This window comes from Enterobacter sp. BIDMC 26, assembly GCF_000534435.1.
In the GTDB taxonomy this organism is placed as follows: Bacteria; Pseudomonadota; Gammaproteobacteria; order Enterobacterales; family Enterobacteriaceae; genus Enterobacter; species Enterobacter ludwigii.
The window spans coordinates 565,300-590,956 of record NZ_KI973182.1; the positions used below are offsets into that span (position 1 = coordinate 565,300).

Consider the following 25,657-nt stretch of genomic DNA (forward strand, 5'->3'; position numbering starts at 1 on the left):
GTCCCCACGCTATAAGGTGGGCTCCTGTGGCGGTGTGGGGGACGCCGGTGAGGGTAATACCTGATAGGTCTGCACCGGCATCCGCACCGCGGCCAGGTCAAAGTGTTTTTTCACCATACTGTCGAGCGCAAAGCGCACCGTCCACTGCTTCAGTGGCTGCGTGGTGAACGACACGCGCAGGGTAAATGCCGTGTTCGTCAGGCCGACAATACCGGCAAACGACGGCTCTCCAATCACCAGCCCGCGAATATCCTCCATCGCCATCAACTCTTCCACGGCGTCCCGTAGCGCCTGTTTCGCTTTATCTGCATCTTCATGACGGTCAACGTCGTAGTTGGCCACTACCGAACCAATGCCTCGGACAAAGTTAGCGAAAGTGGTTATCGATGACCATGGAATTATGTGGTACGCCCCGGTGTCCTGGCGCACGCCGACGGAACGAATGGACATGCGCTCTACTGTGCCGGTTAACGGCCCAATCGTGACCAGATCCCCGGTGTTCATCCCGTTCTCAAACTGGATAAAGACGCCGGTGATTATATCCTTCACCAGGGTTTGCGAACCAAAGGAGATAGCCAACCCCAGCGCGCCGGCACCTGCCAGCAGCGGCGCGATGTTCACGCCGATTTCCGAGAGCACAATCATGATGGTAATGGTGCTGATAATAACCGCCAGCGCATTGCGAAACAGCGTCAGCAGGGTGCGGGCACGGGCGCTGGGCAGGGGGCGGCCGTGAATGTCGGAGACCAGACGGTTCTCGATAAGGCTCGCCAGCAACGTCCAGCCAACCGCAGAGAAGAAGAGGATCAGCGCGATGCGAATTAAAATATCGACGGTCTTTTCGCCCGCGCCGTTGTGCAGCCAGTTCCAGAAGTCAAACAATCCCCATGCGTTAAGCAACAGCATAATCGCCACGCAGACGGTGAGAATGCGCGCCACTTTCAGTGATACCGAGATCCAGCCGTTGACCCTTTTTTGCAGTTCCGGATAACTGCGCTGCACCTGTGGCGAGAGGGTGAAGGTTTTCGATAGCCAGCGCGACAGCAGGCCAGAGACAAATGCCGCAATGCCAATGATGGCCAGGCTCTTGAACGTCGCCCCCATCATAAATTTCAGGCTGTTGCCCGGGTCGAACAGCGAGAAGAAGCACAACACGATAAAGTAGGCGCTCGCCAGCCAGTGCCACACCAGCGCGAAGGCGCGGATAAAGAGACTGAAAAACGACAGGGAACGATCGGCCAGATGCAGCAAGCTTTGGGTAATGGTCTTTTTGTTATGGAAGATAAGGTACAACGCCCAGACGGTAATGCAGATCATAATCAGCACATTCGCCAGGGCGCCAAACTGCACGTTGACCTGGTTAGAGATGATCGGCACGGCAACCAGCAGACCGTAACCAATCAATCCACTGAGCACGCTGAGGCGCAGCGCCCAGTATCTGGCGCTCTCATCCCGAATTGAGAAGGGGCGAAGATCCGGTACGTGCGGGCAAAATATCAAACGCAGCAGCGCCTTAAAGAACTCGATCAGCGCAAAGGCGTTGAGGAAGAGCGCCTGCTGGAAAGCGATGGTTTTATTGCCGGCGTTAAGCCTGTCGGCCAGGACCTGGCCCATAAACAGCGTCAGCGCCAGCAGCAGTAAATCGATGATAAACGCCGACGCTATCATCAGCGGCAGGTGTAACCAGCTGCTTTTCTGCTGGTTCTTCTTGCGCCCCCATTGCCCCATCTTACGGTAGAGCGGCCATGCGCACAGGCGTACCAGCCAGTAAAACAGAAATACAGCGCCCGCCAGCATCAAAAACTGCGTGGCGGCTGTCGTAAACGTATGGGGATTAAACGGTTTATGGGGCGAACCAATCAGGTTGCGATAGAGCTGGGCAAAGCGCGAGGAGAGCTCGCTTCCATAGTGACGGCTCACGTCGGTGACATTTTCCAGCACCGTTTTTTGTTCTTCCACTTGCGGAGGGGTAATTGTCGGCACCGGTTCCTGCGGTGGCGTGGCGGCGACTTTTCGCAATTGTCCGATTAACTCCTGCCGGGAGGTATCGTTTTCAAGCACATCGGCAAGGGCACTGTAGGCGGCTTTTTTCTGTTCAACATCCGGCTCTGGGGGCGGTGTCGTTTGCTGTGTGGCGGTCGTGCCGGTGGTGACGCCGGGGATGGAAACGGCGAACGATGGCGCACAAAACAGGCTAAGCAACAGCAAGATCCACGGCACGGCATCCTCCGGTGAAAATAATGAACAAAAAGATAAGTATAGAGGGCGAGGCGCGCGGGAGGATTTTTGGGAACAATCTGGCGTAAAAAAGCCGGGCATGCCCGGCTCAGAATGGCGTAACTGAAGCGCTATCAGGAGACGTGCTGCAGGAACTCCTGCAGGCGCTGGCTCGGTGGATTAGCGATCAGCGCTTGTGGGTTACCGTCTTCAGCGATACGGCCCTTATCAATAAAGATCAGGCGGGAAGCCACTTTCTCAGCAAAGCCGATTTCGTGGGTCACGATGACCATTGTCATCCCTTCTTCAGCCAGATCCTGCATGACTTTCAGCACTTCGTGACGCAGTTCCGGGTCAAGCGCCGAGGTTGGCTCATCGAACAACATCATCTTCGGTTTTACCGCCAGTGCGCGGGCGATAGCCACACGCTGCTGCTGTCCACCGGACAACTCAGAAGGGTAGTGATGAGCACGTTCCGCGAGGCCGACTTTAGCCAGCAGATCTTTAGCCAGCGTTTCCGCCGCCGCTTTGCTGGCGCCACGTACGCGCAGTGGACCAAACATTACGTTTTCCAGCGCCGTCAGGTGCGGGAACAGGTAGAACTGTTGGAACACCATGCCGGCTTCCTGACGAATCAGACGGTCGTCGACTTTCGGGTCATTCACCTTCAGGCCATCGACAATCAGATCGCCGCTGGTGATCTCTTCCAGCTTGTTGATGCAGCGCAGCAGGGTCGATTTACCGGAACCGGATGGCCCGATAATGACCACCACTTCACCCTGTTTGATGTTCAGATCGATATTGTGCAGCACCTGGGTTGGGCCAAAGTGCTTGGAAACGTTTTTAAATTCAATCACAGGATTTTCATCCTTCTTTCAAGACGACGCAGAACGAAACTCAGAACCAGAGTGATGATCAGGTAGACAACGGCTACCGCACTCCAGATTTCCAGCGCACGGAAGTTGCCCGCAATGATCTCCTGGCCCTGACGGGTCAGCTCAGCAACGCCGATAACGATGAACAGCGACGTATCCTTAATACTGATGATCCACTGGTTCCCCAGCGGTGGCAGCATGCGGCGCAGGGCCAACGGCAGAATGACGTGGCGGATCGTTTCGCGACGAGAAAGGCCTAACGCCAGACCCGCTTCACTGAAACCTTTATGAATCGACAGGACCGCACCACGGGTAATTTCCGCGATATAGGCACCTGAGTTGATCATAATGGTCACGACAGCGGCGCTGAACGGGTCAATGCGCAGGTCGGTGAAAGCCATTGGCAGGGCGAAGTAGATGAACATGACCTGAACGACAATTGGGGTGCCGCGGATCACTTCGATGAAAACCAGTGCGATGTGGTTTGCAATCCAGCCGCCGTAGGTGCGGGCGAAACCGGCGACAAGACCGATAATCAACCCACCAACCAGACCGAGGACCGAAATCCACAGGGTCATTTTAGCGCCTTCAAGCAAGATAGGAATGGCAGGCCAGATGGCGCTCCAGTCAAACTGCATGATAGTTTCCTGTTACTGTTACCGTGTTTCTAAAATAGCAGGGGCGAAAGTTCGCCCCCGAGTGAACGTCATTTTTAAGAATTATTATTTAGGCTCGGTACCGAACCATTTTTTATAGATTTCGTTGTAGGTGCCGTTCTCTTTCAGGGTTTTCAGCGCGCCGTTAACTTTCGTACGCAGGTCGTCGCTGCCTTTCGGGAACGCAATACCGTACTGCTGGGCTTCCAGAGAATCACCGACGGCTTTGAACTTGCCGTTGCCCGCCGTTTTGATGAAGTACAGGATGTTAGGGGTATCGTGCAGCACCGCGTCAGCACGGTTGGTACCCAGCTCCATGTAGGCGTTATCGATGTTCGGGAACTGACGCAGGTCTTTGGTTTTGATGTTTGCTTTCGCGTAATCAACAGAACCGGTACCGCCTTTCACCGCGACGACTTTACCGTCGAGGTCTTTCACGCTTTTTACGTCGTTATTATCGGCTTTCACCATCACCAGCAGGCCGCTTTTGTAGTAGCCGTCAGAGAAGTCGATCGCTTTTTTACGTTCTTCAGTAATGGTGATACCGGCCAGGGCCAGATCAACGTTTTTCGTTTGCAGTGCCGGGATGATGCCGCTGAAGTCCATTGGCTTCAGGGTGTAATCCAGTTTGAGTTCTTTTGCGATAGCAGCCCACAGATCAACATCAAAGCCAACGTACTTATCACCCTGTTTGAATTCAAACGGAACGAACGCCGTGTCGGTCGCCACAACCAGTTTGTCGGCAGCCTGGGAAGAGACCGCAAAAGCCAGGGTAAGTGCAGCCAGTGAAACTTTTAATACAGACTTCATAGCATTTCCTTTTATATCCACGGGGCGATCCCCTGCGAGAACGAGTGGCACAATGAAAAAATCGTGCCAACTTTACAAGCTGTTGTTTTACAAAGGGGATGATGTCATGCATTGCACAGAAAACGGGGCAATGAACTTTTATTGCACCAAAGTGGAGCACTGTTTTGGTGCGCGTCATTTGGCTCAACAGACGAAGCGTTATTTAGCGTAAATTCTGACGAAAAAACAATCTTCCGTTAACGGTTGTGTGAGGTGATTATTACAATTTTTTCACTTTTGCAGCGTCTCAGGCCAAAAACGTGCACCATAGATGTGCAAAACCCTCACCGGAGGGCGAGGGTTGTATAGGAAATTCTTATGAATTATTCGATGTTGGACTCAATGAACCACAGGAACTGGTCCAGGTCGCGGGAAGCGGCGGTGAAGATATCGGCTGTATCTTCGTCTTTCGCTTCGCCGATAGCTTTACGCACATCATTAGCCACTATCGCGTAGCGGTCTGCCAGCTCTTTCAGGTGATCCTGAACGGTATGGATATCCAGCGGATAACTTTTCAGTGGCGTCTTACTGTTAATCACCTGCGTGGTACCCAGTGCCACACCGCCTAACTGTACGGCACGTTCGGCCATGGTATCGAGGTGGGTAACCAGTGCTGTGCGGAAGCCATCCAGCATTTCATGAACGGCGATAAAGTTTGCACCGCGCATATTCCAGTGGGCCTGTTTGGTGATCAGCGAAAGATCGATGAACTGGATCACCTGGCGATTCAGCAACTCAATGGTCGCTTTTTTGTCGCTATCCGATACATCGTTACGGGTATAAAGCAGATTAGACGCTTTCGTTTTCACCAGTTTAGCGGTACTCATAATCTCATATCCTCTTGATGTTTGTGTCCCAGGTAATTTCGGGATTAAGTATAGCACCGGATTTTTTCCCTGCGGGGAGGCTCTGCCTATCAGTTTAATAGCGAGAAGGACGTTGTGTTTGTAATGATATGAAATTAAAGGGATTGTTTAAAATTGATGCAGATCAATCCTAATTCAGGAAAACGTTATCGACAGCGGGGGAAATATTTCACGAAGAGTGCAAAGTATGTAAAAAAATATTTTAAACGGGAAGCTGGCCTTTATTCTGCATGGCTATAAAGCCACGCAGAATATAGAGCGCTAATTGAGGTCAATTTTCTCAACTTTAGGTTCCGGGCGCATCGTCAGCGTTGAGCCCATTGAGGCGGCGATAATCGAACACAGGGCCAGCGTCTGGGCGAAGGTCAGGGTTTCCCCGAGGAAGACCATCCCTGACAGGGCGGCGAGCGCGGGCTCCATGCTCATCAGCGTGCCGAAAATGCGCGTCGGCAGGCGCGTAAGGGCTATCATCTCTAAAGAGTAGGGGAGTGCTGTGGAAAGAATGGCGACCGCCAGCCCGATGGGCATGACTGACCATTGCCAGATGGACTCGGTGGCCTGAGCCATACCCACCGGCACAAAGATGATAGCGGCAATTAATGAACCGATTGCCACCGTCGCCGGGCCATGCTCTTCCCCGGCGCGCTGTCCGGTCACTATATAGATAGCCCAGCAGGCACCCGCCCCCAGAGCCAGCGCCGCGCCCGTGAGATCGATCTCTGAGACGCTCTGACCCAGCGGCAGCAGGAACCACAGGCCAAGAACGGCTAAAATTACCCAGATAAAGTCAACGGGACGACGGGACGAGAAAAGCGCTACCGCCAGCGGGCCAGTAAACTCCAGTGCCACGGCAATCCCCAACGGAATTGTCTGGATGGAGAGATAGAACATGTAGTTCATCGCTCCCAGGGCCAGCCCGTAAAAAAGCAGCGGTAAGCGTTGTTCTTTTTTAAAGCGTAAACGCCAGGGTTTGAAAATCACCACCAGGATCGCGGTTCCGAGGGCAATACGCAGGGCCGTGACCCCGGGCGCACCGACCAGCGGAAAGAGAGATTTGGCCAGCGAGGCACCGCTTTGAATGGACAACATGGCGATGAGTATGACGACAACCGGCAACCAGACCGACGACGAGCGGGATAACCCAGGCATCCTTTCTCCTGTCAACTTATGTCAAATGAAGTAAAGGTTGCAGTGTAAAGGAAATAAGCTGCAACGGTTGAGAGACCGTTGAAAAAAAAACGTGTAAATTCCGTAAAATGGTTAAGCGCTGGTGGATTTATCGCCTGTCAGATTAGGAATAATCTGGATGAATGTAACGGCGCAGGCGCGCAGTATGAGCGTTTTATAGCGAAAATTGTATGTGATTTGAATGAGATAGCTGACACTGGAAACGTTCTGTTACAGGAAAGGTTCAGTTAGACATCACGAATCACAAAGAGTTTCGCAAATTTTTTTGATATATTTAAAACTTACGGACTTACTTGAAGCACATTTGAGGTGGTTATGAAAAAAATTGCATGTCTTTCAGCACTGGCCGCTGTACTGGCTGTTTCCGCAGGTACCGCTGTAGCTGCTACTTCTACTGTAACTGGTGGTTACGCTCAGAGCGATATGCAGGGCGTGATGAACAAAGCTAACGGTTTCAACCTGAAGTATCGTTACGAGCAGGATAACAACCCACTGGGCGTGATCGGTTCTTTCACCTACACCGAGAAAGATCGTTCTGAAAACGGCGCATACAACAAAGGCCAGTACTACGGCATCACCGCTGGTCCAGCTTACCGTCTGAACGACTGGGCAAGCATCTACGGTGTTGTAGGTGTTGGCTACGGTAAATTCCAGCAGACCGAAAACCAGGGTCTGAACCGCACTGCAAGCAACAGCGACTACGGCTTCTCCTATGGCGCGGGTCTGCAGTTCAACCCAATCCAGGACGTCGCTCTGGACTTCTCTTATGAGCAGAGCCGTATCCGCAACGTTGACGTTGGCACCTGGATCGCGGGCGTAGGTTACCGCTTCTAATCACTTCGGTGAGCCAGTAAAAAATCCGCCCAATGTGGCGGATTTTTTTTACGTTAACCCCTCGCCTTGCAGGAGAGGGTAGCAGATTGCCCGGATTATTTACTCTTAATATCGAAGATATCGGTTCCCAGATGGTTATAGTCAACTTTCTGTAACTTGAAGTTGGTAACGTAAACTGGGGGAGCCTTCTTGTTAGAGACAAACGGGTACGCATTTTTTATCTGCTGTGCCGAAATCCCCGTCCACTGCGAGAAGAAGGTCAGGAAATCATTGGCCGAACGCCGCGCTTTAATAATGCGATGCGTTTTATCATCACTCGACACAACCATAAACGGTACCTGGAAGTTCTGCTGGAACTTATCATCGTGCGCCAGATACTGCACCTCTTTACCGCGCTCTTTAAACGCCAGCCCGTGATCCGAGAAGTAGACCATCGAGAAACTGTCACCCGTATTGCGTAACTGATCGTACAGTTTGCTCAGCAGGTCGTCGGTTTGCGTCATGGTGTAGAGATAGCATGAGGTCTCCTTGGACTGCACAAACTCTGCGTATTTACCGCCGGTCCGATCGCAGGCCTGCGGGTGAGACCCCATCAGGTGCAGAACAATCAGCTGCGGCTGGGTACGCGGAGAGGCAAAGACCTGCGCCGTCATTTTCAGCAACGCTTCATCTTTCGTATTCTTGTCCGCTTCAAAATCACCGTTCTTCAGGAACTGCACTTCGTCGGCGCGTCTGGCGATACTGGCAATGGCCGTATCGTATTCGCCAATTTGGCCCTGATTGGAGAACCACCAGGTCTGGAAACCTGCGCGGTTCGCCAGGGTAACAAAGTTATCCTGAAACTGAGGTTTGTCGTCGACCACCCGGTTCAGCGTCAGGCCGAGAGATTTCTGCGTTGAGCCGCTGGCCGCAACATAATCGGTAAACAGGGTGCCTTTGACCGAACTGGCGAACGGCGTGTTGTCCCAGTGTCCGCCAAAGGCTCCCATGGCGTCGCGACGTGCACTTTCACCAATCACCACCACATAGGTGTGATATTTGGGCTTCACGGCCAGCACGTTCCAGGTGTCTTTCATATTTGAAAGCTCAGCCATACGTGCCTGTTCGTCGAGCACCTCTTTATTGTTAACGACGACGTCTTTCACAAAACGGAACACCGGATAGCCGGTATCCTTCAGCTTGAACACCCCACCCCAGGCCAGGTTTTGTACTGGTGCGACAAAGAATGCCACCACGCTAAACGCCAGGCACAGGTGCTCAATTTTTCCCCACGTTTTTTTCTCTTCCGCTTTACGGCGAACGGCTATCACGCCAAGGGCAAAGATAAAGAGGCCGACCACATAGCTGTACCAGGGGAAGATCGTCAGGATCTCTGTTGACTCTTCCATATTGGTCGAGTGCAGCGCCAGCAGGGTATTAAAGTTCGGCGAGCCGTAAGCCTGACCAAACGGGAAATAGAGTGCAGCGACCAGAGAACAGATTCCGACTAACGTTTTTTGCGCGCGCGGAGCCGTTCGCCACAGCACATGCAATATGCAGGTAAAGGCCACGGCATAGAGCAGGCTAAAGGGATAGCCCAGCGCAAAGTTAATCAGTAATGACTGCAAAAAGTAAAATCCCGTCCACGGGCTTAAGGCCCGGCTACGGGTAACAACGGTGTCTATCAGGGTTAAATTCATAGGTCACTATCATGGATAAAAACGCCATGTGCTCACCCTGGCGTCAAGGGTCATAACCTGCCTGACAGTGCGTGGAGAGGGAATGAGGGTCCGCTTCAGCGAGCCGCAAATTGTGCAGGGCTGCAAGAAGATAGTGCGAGCGCTAAATAATAGCAACAGTTGCTAAGCAGATGTTTTGCGAAGGGGATTGCAAATCCGTAAAAAAGATCGGGAATAGGGCGGCTAAAAGCCAGTGTACAGAGGGTTTGTGACGGAAAAATGAAGCGGCGTACCGCAACGCCGCTTAGTGGGAAGGTTTGTCGTCCTGATGCGGGGGTTTGTTGTTAAACATATCGCACAGCATGTTCAACAGCATCAGGCGTACTTTAAAGGGGGAGTGGGTAAACACGTTCATACACCTCTTGAATTCGTTCATGAGACCTCCTGATTTTTGATCCCTTCGATCCGTGAAGGGTGACTGCATTACATACAGATATAGCACAGGCTATATTGTATAGCTATGGCTATTTCGTTAATTTTTTGTGCTTGTAGAGGGATGGTTTACAATGTGCGCTCTCGATACCGGGCGCTGGAAGCGTCACCCCACTGAGGAAGTACAATGAACCGTCGCGCAGGTAAGCCAACAATCAGAAAAACGACGCAACTGGTGAATGTTGAAGAACATGTCGAAGGTTTTCGCCAGGTACGTGAAGCGCACCGTCGTGAGCTGATTGATGACTATGTTGAACTGATTTCCGATTTGATTCGCGAGGTCGGGGAGGCGCGCCAGGTGGATATGGCTGCACGGCTGGGCGTTTCCCAACCGACAGTGGCAAAAATGTTAAAACGTCTGGCCTCCGTGGGCCTGATTGAAATGATCCCCTGGCGCGGCGTCTTTCTGACGCCGGAAGGGGAGAAACTCGCCCAGGAGAGTCGCGAGCGCCACCAGCTCGTCGAAAACTTCTTACTGGTGCTGGGCGTAAGCCCGGAAATTGCCCGCCGGGACGCGGAAGGAATGGAACACCACGTCAGCGAAGAGACGCTGGTTAAGTTTCGCGAATTTACCCTTAAATATGGTCCCTCCGCTGAATGAACATCCCCGGACTGCAGGCCCTGGCACGCGATCGTTTCTTCCATCTCTTATTCATCATTGGCGCAGTATTAAGCATCTTTGTGCCGTTTGCGCCACACACCTGGCCTGCGGTGATTGACTGGCGCACCATCATTACCCTCAGTGGCCTGATGATGCTCACCAAAGGGGTAGAGTTGAGCGGCTATTTTGACGTCCTGGGACGTAAAATGGTGCGCCGCTTTGCCACTGAACGCCGTCTGGCGCTGTTTATGGTGTTCTCTGCTGCGGTGCTGTCGACGTTTCTGACCAACGACGTGGCGCTGTTTATCATCGTGCCACTCACGCTCACGTTGCGTAAGCTCTGCGAGATCCCGGTTAGCCGGCTGGTCATTTTCGAGGCACTGGCCGTTAACGCCGGTTCGCTTCTGACCCCTATCGGCAACCCACAAAATATTCTCCTGTGGGGACGCTCCGGGCTGTCGTTTGCCGCTTTTACCTGGCAGATGGCTCCGCTGGCGCTGGTGATGATGGTGTCGCTGCTGGCGGTCTGCTGGTTCGCGTTCCCGGTTAAAAAACTGCAGTACCACAGCGGTACCACGGGCCCGCAGTGGCAGCCGCGTCTGGTGTGGAGTTGTCTGGCGCTGTACATCGTTTTCCTGTTCGCGCTGGAACTGAAGTATGAACTGGCGGGCGTACTGCTCGTCGCCGCCGGTTTTTTATTCCTGGCGCGGCGCGTGCTGGTCAGCGTGGACTGGACGTTATTGCTGGTCTTTATGGTGATGTTTATTGATGTACATCTGCTTATCCAGCTTCCGGTACTGCAACACGTTTTGCACAGCGTCAGTGGCCTGTCGCAGCCGGGATTGTGGCTCACGGCGATTGGTCTGTCACAGTTCATCAGCAACGTGCCTTCCACCATTTTACTCCTCAACTACGTTCCCCCTGACACGCTGCTGGCGTGGGCGGTGAATATCGGCGGGTTTGGGCTGCTGCCCGGTTCGCTTGCTAACCTGATTGCCCTGCGTATGGCTAACGATCGTCGTATCTGGTGGCGTTTCCATGTCTGGTCGATCCCGATGCTGATTTGGGCCGCGGCGATCGGTTTCGGAATTTTCCTTCTCATATAGTGCGCAATTTGTCAGTTTTTCCTGGCAAACGTATAGCAACGTCCTAGCTTTAGTGAACGGCATAGTGTGATGCCGCTCACTGACAGGACTGTTGCTGACCTATGGCTGAAGATCAAAACCTGCCTGCTGACGAGCAGGAAAACAACACTAAACAGCGTAAGCGCCCGGGCAAAAAACCGTTAATCATCCTTGGCATTGTCGTGGTGGTGATGGTTATCGTGGCGCTGGTCTGGTGGTTTTTAACCCGTAACGAAGAGACCACTGACGACGCCTTTACCGACGGTGATGTGGTGACGATTGCCCCGAAAACGGCAGGCTATGTCACCGAGCTGCGTGTGCGCGATAACCAGCGGGTGAAAAAGGGCGACCTGCTGGTGGTTATCGATCCGCGTGATACCACCGCCCAGCGCGATCAGGCGCAAGCCCAGCTTGGGCTGGCGATCGCCCAGCTGCATCAGGCTCAGGCGCAGCTGGCGCTGTCAAAAGTCCAGTATCCCGCTCAGCGTGATGAAGCCAAAGCGCAGGTGATTAAAGCGCAGGCCGATCTGGCCAATGCGCAGGCGGAGTATCGCCGCCAGCGAGGCGTTGACCCGCGAGCGACCACCCAGCAAAGTATTGATACCGCCAATGCCCAGCTGCGCAGTGCCCAGGCGGGCCTGGCAAGTGCGCAGGCGCAGCTTGAAGTGGCAGAGCAGGTACAGCTGCAGATCCGCCAGCAGGAAACCAATGTGGAAGCGCGTCAGCGCCAGGTCGATCAGGCCAAAGCGCAGCTGGAAACCGCGACGCTGAACCTCTCTTACACCGAAGTCCGCGCCCCGTTTGACGGTTTTGTCACTAAACGCAACGTCCAGCCCGGCACCCTGGTGCAGGCGGGTACCGCGCTGTTTTCACTGGTCTCGCCGAATGTGTGGGTGGTGGCGAACTTTAAAGAGTCGCAGCTCGAACGCATGAAGCCGGGCGATAAGGTCGAGGTGTCCGTAGATGCCTGGCCGGATATGGCGCTCGAAGGCCATGTTGACAGTATTCAACAGGGCAGCGGCTCGCGCTTCTCCGCCTTCCCGTCGGAAAACGCTACCGGTAACTTTGTCAAAATCGTTCAGCGCGTGCCGGTGAAGATCGTGATTGATAAAGGGCTGGATCCCAACAAACCGCTGCCGCTTGGGCTGTCGGTGGCACCGAAGGTGACAGTGGAATGACGGATCACAGCCACGACAACTGGCGACCTGCCAGTAATCCGTGGGCGGTGGCGATTGTGGTCACGCTGGCGGTGTTTATGGAGATCCTCGACACCACTATCGTTAACGTGGCACTCCCGCATGTGGCCGGGTCGCTCTCGTCCAGCTACGACGAATCCACCTGGGTATTGACCAGCTACCTGGTGGCAAACGGCATAGTGCTGCCGATATCGGCTTTCCTGAGCCGGGTTTTTGGCCGCAAGCAGTTCTTCCTGATCTGCATCGTGATGTTCACCGTCTGTTCGTTCCTGTGCGGGATCGCCACCGAGCTGTGGCAGATCATTCTTTTTCGCGTAATGCAGGGCTTTTTCGGCGGCGGGCTGCAGCCCACGCAGCAGTCGGTGCTGCTCGACTACTTTAAACCCGAGGACCGGGGTAAAGCGTTTGGTCTGTCGTCAATCGCCATCATCGTTGCGCCGGTACTTGGCCCGACGCTGGGCGGCTGGATCACCGATAACTACTCCTGGCGCTGGGTTTTCTTCATCAACATTCCGGTGGGGATTGTAACGGTGCTGGCGATCTACCAGCTGCTGGAAGACCCGCCATGGGAAAGCAAATCGAAAGAGAAGCTGTCTATCGACTGGACGGGGATCGGCCTGATCGCGCTGGGGCTGGGCTGCCTGCAGGTGATGCTCGACCGGGGAGAAGATGAGGACTGGTTTTATTCGAACTTTATTCGCACCTTCGCCGTGCTGACGCTCATCGGCATTATTGGAGCGATTTACTGGCTGGTGTATGCCAAAAAACCGGTGGTAGATCTGCACTGCATGAAAGATCGCAACTTCGCCATCTCCAGCCTGCTGATGGCGGGCATGGCGATGATTCTGTACGGCAGTTCAGTGGTGATTCCGCAGCTTGCACAGCAGGATCTGGGCTACACCGCCACCTGGTCCGGGCTGGTCCTTTCGCCGGGCGCCGTGTTAATCGTATTGACTATCCCGTTGGTGCTGAAGCTGATGCCGGTGGTGCAGACGCGCTGGATTATCGCTTTTGGTTTTACCTGCCTGGCGGTGTCGTTCTTCTGGTCATGTACGCTGACCCCGGATATCGATTTCGAAACGCTGGTGCTGTTCCGCAGCGCCCAGTCGATAGGGCTTGGGTTCCTGTTTGTTCCTCTCACCACCATTGCTTTTATTTCGATACCGAGGCGGCTGAACGCCGATGCGGCGGCACTGTTTACCATGTTCCGCAACGTGGCGGGCTCAATTGGCATCTCGCTTTCTACGGCGGCCATTACCGAACGTTCCCAGGCGCACAGCGCGCATCTGGCCTATCACGCGTCACCGTTTAATGAACAGTTCCAGCTGGCGATACGCGAAAGCGCACAGGCGATCCAGAACTTCACCACTCAGGTCGGGGACCCTACCGGTATCGCCACCGGGCGCATGTACCAGACCATGATCGAGCAGTCGCGCTTCCTGGCGTATATCGACGTGTTCACCATTCTGAGCGTGGTAGCCATGTTACTGATTCCGTTTTGTTTGTTGCTCTCGCCGGTTAAGAGCGAGGGGAGTGCAGGAGCACATTGATGATACACAGACGTTTAACCCCCCTGATGATCATGCTGCTGGCAGGCTGTGCCGTGGGGCCAGATTACCAGCCGCCGGCGTCGCAGACCCCGACACACTGGAACGACCCGGGTGACAGCGGCGTGAAGTCAAAAACGGCCTCGACGGCAACCAACCCACGCTGGTGGAAAACCTTCGGTTCACCGCAGCTGGACAGCCTGATAAAGCGCGCGATCGCGGGAAATTTATCCCTGCAGCAGACGGTGTTGCGTATTGCCGGGGCGCGCGAACAGATTAACCAGGCGGGTGGGGCGTTTTACCCTTCCATAAACGGTAATCTGCAGGCAACGCGCCAGCAGCTTGGGCTGGAGGGAGAGCTGAAATCCCACGGCGTGTACGACCAGCTTGATAACGTGGATCCTGAACTCAGGGGCGCGCTAGGACCGCTGACGCAGCCGATCAATCTTTACCAGGGGAGCTTCGATGCGCAGTGGGAAATCGACCTGTGGGGCAAGGTGCGCCGACAGGTAGAGGCTGCCGAAGCGCAGCAGAAAGCGGCGATAGAGCAGCGTAACGACGCGCTGGTGTCGCTGGAGGCGGAAGTGGCGCGCGCATGGCTGCAGCTGCGGGGTGCGCAGAGCATCATTGCCACGCTGAACACCCAGATTAAGAGCGCGCAACAAACCCTGGAACTCACCGAAAGCCGCCAGCGGGGCGGGCTGTCACCGCAGATGGACGTTGAAAACGCGCGTGCCCAGTTGGGGAACCTCGAAGCGCAGCTTCCTCAGTATCAGGCCCAGGCACGGCAGGCAATGAATGGCCTCGCGATTTTACTCGGCAAGCCGCCGGGGGCGCTGGATGCGGAGCTGCAGTCGGCACAGCCGATGCCCGCCCTGCCGGATATCGTACAAACGGGTATCCCATCCACGCTGGCCCGTCGTCGTCCTGACGTACGCGAGGCGGAAGCCAATCTCCACGCCGCCACGGCGCAGATTGGCGTTTCCGTGGCGCAGCTGTTCCCGAGCTTTACCCTCTCCGGGCAGTTTGGTCTGCGAAACAGCGAAACCAACTGGCTGACGGACTGGAGCAGCCACTTCTACAGCTTCGGCCCGCAGGTCTCGATACCGATTTTCCAGGGCGGAAGACTGGTCTCGAGCGTGAAGGTGGCGCGTGCGCAGCAGGGCGCGGCAGTGCTCGACTACCGCCAGACAGTGCTCACCGCGCTCGGGGACGTAGAGAATGCGCTGGTGAGCTACCGCACCGATCAGCAGCGTGAAGCCGGCCTTGCTAAAACCATCAATGCGTTGCAAAACGCGTTTGATTTGGCAAGCGACAGCTACCGGCAGGGGATCGCCAGCTTTATTGACGTGCTGGATGCCCAGCGGCAGCTGGCGCAGGCGCAGCAGCAACGCGCGCAGGCGCAGGTACAAAGCGCTCTCGATCTGGTGGCGCTCTACAAAGCGCTGGGCGGCGGCTGGGAGCCGTATCAGCAGGTGCAATTACCGGATTACAAGGTCTTTGGTGAGGCTCCTCGTGGATAAGATTCAGAGGATTGGGCAAGAAACGGACAGGAACACCACATTCGCGATGGCTATGGGGCGGGTATAACTATCGGGTACCCATCGAACGACATGCGAGGATTATCTTATGCGTTATCAAAAACTGGGCAATACCGGTCTGTTTGTGTCTGAACTGTGCCTTGGCACCATGACCTTCGGCGGAGAAGGCGGCATGTGGGGCAAGATTGGTCAGCTGCAGCAAAGTGAAGCCGAGCAGCTGGTGGGCCGTGCACTGGATGCCGGAATTAATTTCATCGATACCGCGGATGTGTATTCGGAAGGGCGCTCGGAGGAGATCACCGGCCAGGCGCTGAAGAACCTGAAAATTCCGCGCGAAAACGTGGTGGTTGCCACCAAAGTGTTTGGTGAAACGGGCACGGCCGGGGTGAACTCCCGCGGCAGTTCGCGCTATCACATCATCAGTAGCGTCAAAGAGAGCCTGCGCCGTCTGCAGCTCGATCATATCGATCTGTATCAGCTCCACGGTTTTGACCCGGCAACCCCGGTCGAAGAGATGCTCTACGCGCTGGATAACCTGGTGCAGCATGGGCACGTGCGTTATATCGGCGTCTCTAACTGGGCGGCGTGGCAGATTGCCAAAGCGCTGGGCATTTCCGAACGCCTTGGACTGGCGCGTTTTGCTTCGCTGCAGGCGTATTACACCATCGCCGGGCGCGATCTTGAGCGTGAACTGATACCGATGATGCAGAGTGAAGGCGTCGGGTTGATGGTCTGGAGCCCACTGGCAGGTGGTCTGCTTAGCGGAAAATATGGCCGTGACGGGCAGAGTGAATCCGGCGGTCGCCGCCTGGAATTTGACTTCCCGCCGGTGAATAAAGAGCGTGCTTTCGATTGCGTGGATGTGATGCGCACCCTGGCCGAGCGCAAAGGTGTCTCTGTGGCGCAAATTGCGCTGGCGTGGTTGCTGCATCAGAAGGCCGTAACCAGCGTCATTATTGGTGCCAAACGTGTCGACCAGCTGGACGACAACATTGCCGCCACCGGGATCCGTTTAAGCGAAGACGAGCTTAAACAGCTTGATGCCGTCAGCGCGCTGCCGCGTGAATACCCGGGCTGGATGCTGGAGCGGCAGGGTGAATATCGTCGTCATCAGCTCGCACAACAATAACCGTCCTTCCCCCCGGTCTCGCTTCGCTGACCGGGTTTTTTTCCCGCCTTGCTCACAAAAAACGATCCTCCTCTTTGATTGATTTTTCGTCTTCGCCTATATGACTAGTCATGAAATTTTAAATGACTAGTCATATAGGGAGCGATCATGAATCAATTTCTGCCAGCCAATTTTTTATGGGGCAATTCCGTATCCAGTATGCAGACGGAAGGGGCCTGGAATGAGGGAGGAAAGGGAATGTCGGTATATGACATTCGCGAAGCCGGGGAGAACGTTTCTGACTGGAAAGTCGCGACCGATTCCTACCACCGCTATCGGGAAGATTTCGACCTGATGCAGGATCTGGGCATGAACTGCTACCGCTTTCAGATCGCCTGGAGCCGCGTATGTCCACAGGGCGACGGTGACTTCAACGACGAAGGTATCGCCTTTTATGACCGCTTTATTGACGATTTAATTGCCCGCGGCATTGAGCCGATGATCTGCCTCTACCACTTCGATATGCCGCTGGCGCTGGCGCAGGAGTACAACGGTTTTAACGATCGCCGTGTGATGGACGCGTTTATCCGCTACGGCAAAAAGATGATCGACTGTTACGGCGACCGGGTGAAGTACTGGCTGACGTTTAACGAGCAGAACATCTTCCACATGCCGGAAGCCTTCCGGATCTCGGGCTATATGAAAGGCGAGAAAACCCTGCGCGAGCTGTATGAACTGCAGCACCACACCATGGTCGCGCATATGACCCTGACCGAATACCTGCACCAGACCCGTCCGGGCCAACTGATGGGCGGTATGCTGGCGCACCAGTTGGTCTATCCGGCGACCTGTAAACCGCGTGATATCTTCTGCGCCCAGCAGTATGACGAATTCCTCAACCAGAACCTGCTGCGCGTCTTTGCCGGCCAGGGTTACAGCCCGGCGGTGATGGCGGTCGTTGAACAGCAAGGTTTTGCGGATATCTACCGCGCTGAGGATCTTGCGCTGCTGGCGCGTACCAAAAACGACTATATGGCCTTCAGCTACTATGCCAGTAAAACGCTCGACAGTGATGCGATCCCCGAAGGAACGCCGGTCAACGATTACCTTCTGCACGGTGATAAAAATAACCCGTACCTGAAAGCGACCGAATGGAACTGGCAGATTGATCCGCTGGGCTTTCGCACCATCATCACCCGCTATTACAACGACTGGCGTATGCCAGTATTCCCGATTGAAAACGGTATTGGGGTGATCGAGTCCTGGGACGGTGTGAATCCGATTGAAGATACCTACCGTATTGACTACCACCGGGCGCATATCGAGGCGATGAAACAAGCCATGTTTGAGGATGGCGCAGAGGTGATCGGTTACCTCGGCTGGGGCTTAATCGACATTCTGAGTTCACAGGGAGACATGCGTAAGCGTTACGGCGTGGTCTATGTGAACCGTGAAAACCACGACCTGAAAGACTTAAAGCGCGTACCGAAGAAGAGCTACGCATGGTTGAAACAGGTTATCCATACCAACGGACGCGAGATGTAAGCCGTACGCTGCCGGGCCGTTTTTGTGACTGATTGAAGGGAAATATCCGCTATGTCTGAAACAAAAATAACACCGCATATGCAGTCTTTTGTCGACAGATTTGTTGAGTTCTCGGCGCGCCTGGCAAACCAGGTGCACCTGCGTTCCCTGCGCGATGCCTTCGCCACGGTCATGCCCATTTTCATCCTTGCCGGTCTGGCGGTGCTGGTGAATAACGTGGTATTCCCATGGATTTTTGAAGGCGACACGCTGGCGCATTTTAAGGTGTGGGGCGAGGCGATTATTAACGGTACGCTGAATATCGCCGCGCTGTTGCTGGCACCGATGATTGCCTGGTCGCTGGCACGCAACAAAGACTTCGACAACCCGGTCTCGGCAGTGGTTATCGCCATCAGCAGTTTTATCATTATGATGCCGATGCGCTTACAGCTCACGCCCGTCGGCAGCGACGCCACGGTGAACGTCACGCAGGTGCTGACGTTCTCCAATATTGGCTCAACCGGCATTTTTGCCGGGGTGCTGATTGGTCTGCTCTCAACGGAACTGTTTATCGCCATTTCTCGTCTGAAAGCGCTGCACATTTCTTTAGGTGAAAATGTACCGCCGGCGGTCAGTAAATCGTTTACCGCGCTGATCCCGACGATCCTGACGCTTTCCCTGTTTGCCATACTGGCCGCGCTTCTGGCAAACGTGTTGCACACGGATCTCATCCATCTGATCACCACTTTTATTCAGCAGCCGCTGCGCCTGATCAACACCAGCCTGCCGGGCACGATTTTTATCTATAGCTTTGGTAACTTCCTGTTCACGCTTGGGATCCATCAGTCGGTGGTTAACAGCGTGGTGCTGGAGCCGTTTCTGCTGATCAACACCAACGAGAATATGCTGGCCTTTGCCAACGGTCAGCCTGTCCCACATATCATCAATAATATCTTTGTACCGACCTTTGGTATGGTGGGGGGCACCGGCAGCACGATTTCTCTGTTGATTGCCATTTTCGTCTTCTCACGGCAAAAATCGGCGAAACAGGTGGCCCGTTTGTCGCTGGCGCCGGGTCTGTTTAACATCAACGAGCCGGTCATTTTTGGCCTGCCGATTGTGTTCAACCTGCCGCTGATGATCCCCTTTGTGCTGCTACCTGCCATAGGTATCTGGTTTGCGTGGTTCTGCACGACCCTGGGGTTAATGTCGCGCTGTGTGGTTATGATCCCGTGGACAACTCCGCCCATTCTGAGCGCCTGGCTGGCAACGGCAGGGGACTGGCGCGCCGTGGTCGTGCAGTTGGCAATCATTGTATTTGGTGTATTCTTCTACCTGCCTTTCCTCAAAATTGCCGAGAGAGTGGCATTAAAAAACAGCGGGACAGAAAACTAACAGAAAGGAAGGACGATGGCGGCGAAGTACATCACCATAGCGCGGGAAATTAAGAAACGCATTATTAGCTCGCAATACGCCGCCAACGAACCGCTCCCGGACCAGTTTGCCCTGGCGGCGGAGTTCAGCACCAGCCGGATGACCATACAGCAGGCCATACGCCAGTTAATCGTGGAAGGGCTGATCTATACCCGTCAGGGGCAGGGGACGTTTATCCGCAAAAATTTCCTGCAACTCTCGCAGTGGGATCTTTCCGGCAGCGACTACTTCGGCGCAACAAAAACCTGGGAGCATCTGGGCACCGTTTCCAGCGTCGTGGTCCATTTCGAGTTGCGCTTTCCGAACGAGAAGGAGCAGGCCTCGCTGATGATTAACGCCGATGCGCCTGTCTATGACTTTGTTCGTCTGCGTCTGCTCAACGGTGAGCCGATGTCGCTGGACTCCACCGTAATGCCGCTTAATCTGGTGCCCGGTCTGAATAAAAGCCATCTTGAAGGCTCCGTGTTCCGCTACGTGCAGGAGACGCTGGGGCTGAAAATTATGGGGTCGTACCGGGTGGTGCGGGCGCTAAAACCGAACGCGCTGGATATGCAACACCTTATCTGCGAGCAGACCGATCCGGTGCTGGAGGTGGAGCAGGTTATCTATCTGGAGGATGGCACACCGCTTGAGTATGCCCACTGTCATTACCGTTACGACCACGGTGGGATAGTTATCGTCAATAACGGATAAAAAAAGCGGGCATCAGAGCCCGCTTTTTTATTCTCAGACCCGGTCAGCAAAGCGCCACCGGGCAGAGGGTCAGTTCAGACGCACTGGCATACCAGAACGGTTCTGAACGGCCTGGTCAACAATCGCAGTCTCTACATCCGGCTGAGAGGTCACGGACTGCACCGCGCTGTTCAGCGTAACCGGAACGACTTCGTTGTTGTTGATCTGGTCTTCGCTGGTGGACAGCGGGTTATGTACTTCAATGTAACGGCTGCCATCCGGCTCAGACGTCGCTTTAACCGGTTCGTTGATGAACTGGACGCGGGTACCGACCGGCACATTTTCGAACAGGAATTTGATGTCTTCGTTACGCAGTCGTACGCAGCCGTGGCTTACGCGCAGGCCGATACCGAAGTTGGCATTGGTCCCGTGAATCGCGTACAGACGGCCAATGTACAGCGCGTACAGACCCATTGGGTTATCCGGGCCTGCCGGTACAACAGCTGGCAGGGGTTCACCCGCAGCGATGTACTCTGCGTGCATTTTGGCGGTTGGCGTCCAGGTTGGGCCTGCTTTCTTACGCTCAACTTTGGTCGTCCAGTTCATTGGGGTGTCTTTACCCAGCTGGCCGATACCGATTGGCAGCACGATAACCGTGTTGGTGCCTTTCGGGTAGTAATACAGACGCATTTCCGCGCTGTTGATGACGATACCTTCATGGACGGTATCCGGCAGGATCAGCTGCTGAGGAATGTTCAGCACGGTACCGGCTTTAGGCAGATACGGGTCAACACCCGGATTCGCTTCCAGCATGTTAGACAGGCCCAACTGGTACTGCGCCGCGAAATATTCCAGTGGCTGAGCGTTACCTTCAGGCACCGTGACCACCTGGTTTTGACCAACCAGACGGCTACCGTCTGTCGGCAGCGGATAAGTCACCGCAGAAGCGGTTTTGCAAAAACCTACTACGGCTAACGCCGCCGCAAAAAGCGTTGTTAATTTCATGTTCATGTTGTGCGAGGTATCTAAGCCATTCCGGCGATGAGTTGATAAGTCTGAATCTTGATGGGAGCGCATTATATGTGCATTCCCGCTAACAGGGAATTCAGATGTGTACGAAATCACATTTTTTTCGATTTTGTTAAAGTTTAGCGGATTGCCGCAACGCGGGATCTCAATTCGGAATTGTGGCATAATGCCGTGTTTATCACACTTTTCGCAGGAATCTCCCCGTGTTAGTTACCAGCAACGTCACTATGCAGTTTGGCAGTAAGCCGCTGTTCGAAAACATTTCCGTCAAATTTGGCGGCGGCAACCGTTACGGCCTGATTGGCGCCAACGGTAGCGGTAAATCTACTTTTATGAAAATCCTCGGCGGTGATTTAGAGCCGACGCTGGGCAACGTTTCGCTCGATCCAAACGAGCGCATCGGTAAGCTGCGTCAGGATCAGTTCGCCTTTGAAGAGTTCACCGTCCTTGACACCGTTATCATGGGACACGCGGAGCTGTGGGAAGTGAAGCAGGAGCGCGATCGCATCTACGCTCTGGCGGAGATGAGCGAAGAAGATGGCTACAAAGTGGCCGATCTCGAAGTGCTGTACGGCGAAATGGATGGCTACTCTGCGGAAGCGCGTGCGGGCGAGCTGCTGCTGGGTGTGGGTATTCCGGTAGAACAACATTACGGCCCGATGAGCGAAGTCGCGCCAGGCTGGAAACTGCGTGTTCTGCTGGCGCAGGCACTGTTCTCCAATCCGGATATCCTGCTGCTCGACGAACCAACGAACAACCTGGATATCGACACCATCCGCTGGCTGGAGCAGACGCTGAACGATCGCGACAGCACCATGATCATCATCTCGCACGACCGTCACTTCCTGAACATGGTGTGTACACACATGGCGGACCTGGACTACGGCGAGCTGCGCGTTTATCCGGGCAACTACGATGAGTACATGACGGCAGCCACGCAGGCGCGTGAACGTCTGCTGGCGGATAACGCCAAGAAGAAAGCCCAGATTGCTGATCTGCAGTCTTTCGTCAGCCGCTTCAGCGCGAACGCCTCTAAATCTCGCCAGGCGACCTCTCGTGCGCGTCAGATTGACAAGATCAAGCTTGATGAAGTGAAAGCGTCCAGCCGTCAGAACCCATTCATACGCTTCGAGCAGGACAAGAAACTGTTCCGTAATGCGCTGGAAGTGGAAGCTCTGGCTAAAGGTTTTGAAAACGGTCCGCTGTTTAAAAACTTTAACCTGCTGCTGGAAGTGGGCGAGAAGATTGCCATTCTGGGTGCCAACGGCGTGGGTAAATCCACCCTGCTGAAAACCCTGGTCGGCGAACTGCAGCCGGATAACGGTACCGTGAAGTGGTCTGAAAACGCGCAGATTGGTTACTACGCACAGGACCATGAATACGAGTTCGAAAACGACCTGACCGTCTTCGACTGGATGAGCCAGTGGAAGCAGGAAGGCGACGACGAGCAGGCGGTGCGCAGCATTCTGGGTCGTCTGCTGTTCAGCCAGGACGACATCAAGAAGCCTGCTAAAGTGCTTTCCGGTGGTGAAAAAGGGCGCATGCTGTTCGGTAAGCTGATGATGGAAAAACCTAATATCCTGGTGATGGATGAACCGACTAACCACCTGGATATGGAATCTATCGAATCGCTGAACATGGCGCTGGAGATGTATCAGGGGACCCTGATCTTCGTCTCTCACGACCGTGAATTCGTCAGCTCGCTGGCGACCCGCGTGATCGAAATTACGCCTGAGCGCGTGGTGGACTTCACCGGTAACTACGAAGATTACCTGCGCAGTAAAGGTATCGAGAGTTAAAAAAAGCCCGGTGGCGCTACGCCTACCGGGCCTGTGTTTGATGCCCTCTCCCTGTGGGAGCGGGCATCAGGCCGCACTAGACCACCCATTCACTCCCTTCAATACCATTCACCAGCAGCGTGCGTTTTTCCCCGACCGGTAACGATATCTTCAGCGCTTTCCACGCCGGACGATAATCTCCCCGCGCACTGACCTTCAGGTTGATGGTGGCACCGTCGCATGCCATGTCCCATTCCACCCACAGCGCATTGCCGTTCTGATAGCCCCAGCTTTCACCATCGTCTTCAAACAGCAGGCCCGCGGTTGAACCGACGCCTTTCACCGGGAACAGTTTCAGCTCACGGGTAGTGTCTTTTTCCGCGCTGACATGCGTAATGCGTTCGCTGAGCGGCAGACCCGCACCGGCACGTACCAGCAGCGGCAATTTCTCCAGCGGCGCATCACGTACGATCCACTGCCCGCCAGCGAACCACTCGTGGGTGTAAAAATCGTACCAGCCTGTTTCGTTATCCGGCAGCCAGACGCGTCGCTCGCGCTGCCCGGCCTCCACCACGCTGGCCACCAGCAGGTCGCGACCCAGCAGGAAATCATCGTTCTCTTCAAACGTCTGCGCATCGTGTTCGTGGTCGAGGAAGGTCGGGCGTAGCATCGGTTCGTCGTCAGCATGCGCCTGCCAGAGCAGGGTATAAAGGTACGGCAGCAGACGATAACGTAATTCAATGGCACCACGAATAGCCGGCGTCACGCCCGGATACATCCACGGCTCGTTAACGGTGTGGTCATCATTCCATGAGTGAATGGTAAAGCGCGGATGCATCACGCCGTTTTGCACCCAGCGTACGAACAGTTCCGCGTCGGGTTTGTCGCCAGAAAAACCACCGACATCATGCCCCACATTAAACAGCCCGGACAGGCTCATTCCCAGACCCATGCGGGTGTTATAGCGCAGGGTATCCCAGCTGGTACGGTTATCGCCGCTCCAGGTCTGGACGTAACGCTGCATGCCCGCGCAGCCGGAGCGGGAAATGAGATACGGACGTTTTTCCGGGGCAAAACGCTGCTGCGCTTCCAGCGAGGCACGCATCATCAGCAGCGGCATCACCGGGCGAATGTGCTTGATCGCGATTTCCTTGCCAAAGCCGTGGCAGCGGGCTTCGCCATCCCACACTTCATATTCGTTGTTGTCGTTCCAGGTGGAGTCAATCCCCATCTCAAGCAGCTGCGTGGTTACCCCTTCCTGCCACCATTTCACCGTCTGTGGATTGGTAAAATCGAGGTGAGAACCTTCGTCATCCCAGAAGCTGGAGCGTTCTGGCGCGTCGGTTTCTGAATCGCGGATGAACAACCCGTTTTCCGCAACTTCGTTATAGCGCGGGTGATCCTGCAGCAGGCATGGCTTGATGTTGGCCGCCAGCTTTAACCCCGCGTCGTGGAAAGCCTGGGTCATCACCTTCGGCTGCGGCACCTTGTCGTGGTTCCAGTTAAAGACGTAGCGCTTGCCGTTGATCGAGGTATAGCCCGAAGAGAGCTGGAACGAGTCGCAGGGAATAGCATGTTCTTCGCACAGACGAATAAAGTTCATCAGCTGGTTCTGCGCATCCGGCGCGTCGGTGTAATGCATGGTCGAACCGCTGTAACCCAGGCTCCATTTCGGCCCGAAGAGCGTTTTCCCGGTCAGACGCACGAAAGCTTTGGTCACGTCCAGCGCCCGTTTGCCCGTGAACAGGTAGTAATCGATGTCGCCCGCTTCCGCCTGCCAGCGACGATAGGCGGTGTGATAGTTGTCAATCTCGTTGCCCAGATCCAGCCAGCAGCTGCTCAGGTTGTCGTAGAACAGGCCGTAGCTCACGTCATCGCGACGGGTGAGGGTGAACGGAATATGTTTGTACAGAGGATCGGTGCTGGCCGCGTTGTAGCCCATTGCATCGAGGTTGCGCATCTCGTAGCGTTTACCGTTACGCTGCAGATCGCCGGCTTTCTCACCCAGACCGTAGAAGCGTTCATCCTTGCGGCGGCTCAGGTAGTGCGCCGCACCGTCGCCATGGGCATTCAGCAGATAGGCACTGGTTGGACGGTCGTTGACCAGCGGCTGCCACTCACCCGCCTCATTGCGGTAGTGCCACTCCAGCCACAGCGGCTGATGCACGGTCACACGCAGCTGTTCGGTAGCAACCGTCAGCACGTCGCCCTGCTGCGTTAGCGTCCAGGCGGGGCAGGTGAAACCACTCAGATCGTCGCGGCGGCGACCTTCCCACGGCACATCTTGCTGCGGGGCGATGCTCCAGGTGCGATCCAGCGTCAGCTCACCTTTGCGTTTAATCAGCACGCGGAACAGATTTTCTTCCAGCACATACAGGCACAGACGGTGCTGGTTATCGACCAGCAGTTCCAGATGATTTGCCGACTGCTTATCAACGGTCCAGTTTTTCAGGGTTTTCATATGCAAT

21 protein-coding genes are annotated in these 25,657 nt (G+C 54.9%); 11 read left to right on the top strand and 10 right to left on the bottom strand.

What is annotated here, in order from left to right:
* Positions 1-9: 9 nt before the first annotated feature.
* The 6 genes from ybiO to rhtA all read right to left on the bottom strand — a co-directional run bounded on the left by ybiO (position 10) and on the right by rhtA (position 6,612).
* Positions 10-2,220 carry a mechanosensitive channel protein gene (ybiO, locus tag L462_RS20565; protein WP_032677731.1) on the bottom strand — a complete coding sequence of 737 codons (2,211 nt, stop codon included), beginning with the start codon at positions 2,218-2,220 and terminating at the stop codon, positions 10-12.
* 131 nt (positions 2,221-2,351) lie between these two features.
* Positions 2,352-3,074, bottom strand: coding sequence for a glutamine ABC transporter ATP-binding protein GlnQ (glnQ, locus tag L462_RS20560; RefSeq protein ID WP_014169252.1), 723 nt, complete (start codon positions 3,072-3,074; stop codon positions 2,352-2,354).
* Positions 3,071-3,730, bottom strand: a complete 660-nt coding sequence (glnP, locus tag L462_RS20555) for a glutamine ABC transporter permease GlnP (protein WP_014169254.1) — start codon at positions 3,728-3,730, stop codon at positions 3,071-3,073. The genes glnQ and glnP overlap by 4 nt, the downstream gene beginning before the upstream one ends.
* Before the next feature lie 84 nt (positions 3,731-3,814).
* Positions 3,815-4,558 carry a glutamine ABC transporter substrate-binding protein GlnH gene (gene glnH / locus L462_RS20550; protein ID WP_014883108.1) on the bottom strand — a complete coding sequence of 248 codons (744 nt, stop codon included), beginning with the start codon at positions 4,556-4,558 and terminating at the stop codon, positions 3,815-3,817.
* 362 nt (positions 4,559-4,920) lie between these two features.
* On the bottom strand, positions 4,921-5,424 hold the full coding sequence (gene dps / locus L462_RS20545) for a DNA starvation/stationary phase protection protein Dps (RefSeq protein WP_010428924.1): 504 nt from the start codon (positions 5,422-5,424) through the stop codon (positions 4,921-4,923).
* Between the two features lie 300 nt (positions 5,425-5,724).
* A complete protein-coding gene (gene rhtA, locus L462_RS20540) occupies positions 5,725-6,612 on the bottom strand; it encodes a threonine/homoserine exporter RhtA (protein ID WP_032677732.1) in 888 nt (295 codons plus the stop codon).
* Between the two features lie 354 nt (positions 6,613-6,966).
* Between rhtA and ompX the strand changes: the two genes are divergently transcribed.
* Positions 6,967-7,485 carry an outer membrane protein OmpX gene (gene ompX, locus L462_RS20535; RefSeq protein WP_020884910.1) on the top strand — a complete coding sequence of 173 codons (519 nt, stop codon included), beginning with the start codon at positions 6,967-6,969 and terminating at the stop codon, positions 7,483-7,485.
* 95 nt (positions 7,486-7,580) lie between these two features.
* Here ompX and L462_RS20530 read toward each other — a convergent pair whose 3' ends face one another.
* Positions 7,581-9,164 carry a phosphoethanolamine transferase gene (locus tag L462_RS20530; protein WP_032677733.1) on the bottom strand — a complete coding sequence of 528 codons (1,584 nt, stop codon included), beginning with the start codon at positions 9,162-9,164 and terminating at the stop codon, positions 7,581-7,583.
* A 283-nt stretch (positions 9,165-9,447) separates the two neighbouring features.
* A complete protein-coding gene (gene mntS, locus L462_RS20525) occupies positions 9,448-9,579 on the bottom strand; it encodes a manganase accumulation protein MntS (protein WP_020884908.1) in 132 nt (43 codons plus the stop codon).
* A 183-nt stretch (positions 9,580-9,762) separates the two neighbouring features.
* Between mntS and mntR the strand changes: the two genes are divergently transcribed.
* The 9 genes from mntR (at position 9,763) to L462_RS20480 (ending at position 20,403) form a co-directional block, all read left to right on the top strand.
* A complete protein-coding gene (gene mntR, locus L462_RS20520; protein WP_014169260.1) occupies positions 9,763-10,236 on the top strand; it encodes a manganese-binding transcriptional regulator MntR in 474 nt (157 codons plus the stop codon).
* Positions 10,233-11,342 carry an anion transporter gene (locus L462_RS20515; RefSeq protein WP_032677734.1) on the top strand — a complete coding sequence of 370 codons (1,110 nt, stop codon included), beginning with the start codon at positions 10,233-10,235 and terminating at the stop codon, positions 11,340-11,342. The genes mntR and L462_RS20515 overlap by 4 nt, the downstream gene beginning before the upstream one ends.
* 101 nt (positions 11,343-11,443) lie before the next feature.
* Positions 11,444-12,538: an HlyD family secretion protein gene (locus tag L462_RS20510; RefSeq protein ID WP_020884906.1), complete on the top strand. Its 1,095-nt coding sequence runs from the start codon at positions 11,444-11,446 to the stop codon at positions 12,536-12,538.
* The gene (locus L462_RS20505) at positions 12,535-14,106 is read left to right on the top strand and encodes a DHA2 family efflux MFS transporter permease subunit (RefSeq protein ID WP_032677735.1); all 1,572 of its coding nucleotides are present in this window, start codon (positions 12,535-12,537) and stop codon (positions 14,104-14,106) included. Before L462_RS20510 ends, L462_RS20505 begins: the two co-directional genes overlap by 4 nt.
* Positions 14,106-15,626 (top strand): efflux transporter outer membrane subunit, encoded by a 1,521-nt coding sequence (locus L462_RS20500; protein WP_032677736.1) that lies wholly within the window; start codon positions 14,106-14,108, stop codon positions 15,624-15,626. Before L462_RS20505 ends, L462_RS20500 begins: the two co-directional genes overlap by 1 nt.
* A 106-nt stretch (positions 15,627-15,732) precedes the next feature.
* On the top strand, positions 15,733-16,773 hold the full coding sequence (locus L462_RS20495) for an aldo/keto reductase (RefSeq protein WP_014169266.1): 1,041 nt from the start codon (positions 15,733-15,735) through the stop codon (positions 16,771-16,773).
* A 147-nt stretch (positions 16,774-16,920) separates the two neighbouring features.
* Entirely contained in the window at positions 16,921-18,297 is a 1,377-nt protein-coding gene (locus L462_RS20490) for a glycoside hydrolase family 1 protein (protein ID WP_032677737.1), read from the top strand.
* Positions 18,298-18,348: 51 nt separating this feature from the next.
* Positions 18,349-19,671, top strand: a complete 1,323-nt coding sequence (locus L462_RS20485; protein ID WP_032677738.1) for a PTS sugar transporter subunit IIC — start codon at positions 18,349-18,351, stop codon at positions 19,669-19,671.
* Between the two features lie 15 nt (positions 19,672-19,686).
* Positions 19,687-20,403 carry a GntR family transcriptional regulator gene (locus L462_RS20480; RefSeq protein ID WP_032677739.1) on the top strand — a complete coding sequence of 239 codons (717 nt, stop codon included), beginning with the start codon at positions 19,687-19,689 and terminating at the stop codon, positions 20,401-20,403.
* 69 nt (positions 20,404-20,472) lie between these two features.
* Here L462_RS20480 and ldtB read toward each other — a convergent pair whose 3' ends face one another.
* Complete coding sequence (ldtB, locus tag L462_RS20475) at positions 20,473-21,393, bottom strand: L,D-transpeptidase (RefSeq protein WP_032677740.1); 921 nt, start codon at positions 21,391-21,393, stop codon at positions 20,473-20,475.
* Positions 21,394-21,614: 221 nt separating this feature from the next.
* Between ldtB and L462_RS20470 the strand changes: the two genes are divergently transcribed.
* A complete protein-coding gene (locus L462_RS20470) occupies positions 21,615-23,210 on the top strand; it encodes an ABC-F family ATPase (protein WP_014169271.1) in 1,596 nt (531 codons plus the stop codon).
* Between the two features lie 76 nt (positions 23,211-23,286).
* Here L462_RS20470 and L462_RS20465 read toward each other — a convergent pair whose 3' ends face one another.
* Positions 23,287-25,650: a glycoside hydrolase family 31 protein gene (locus tag L462_RS20465; RefSeq protein ID WP_032677741.1), complete on the bottom strand. Its 2,364-nt coding sequence runs from the start codon at positions 25,648-25,650 to the stop codon at positions 23,287-23,289.
* Positions 25,651-25,657 lie beyond the last annotated feature (7 nt).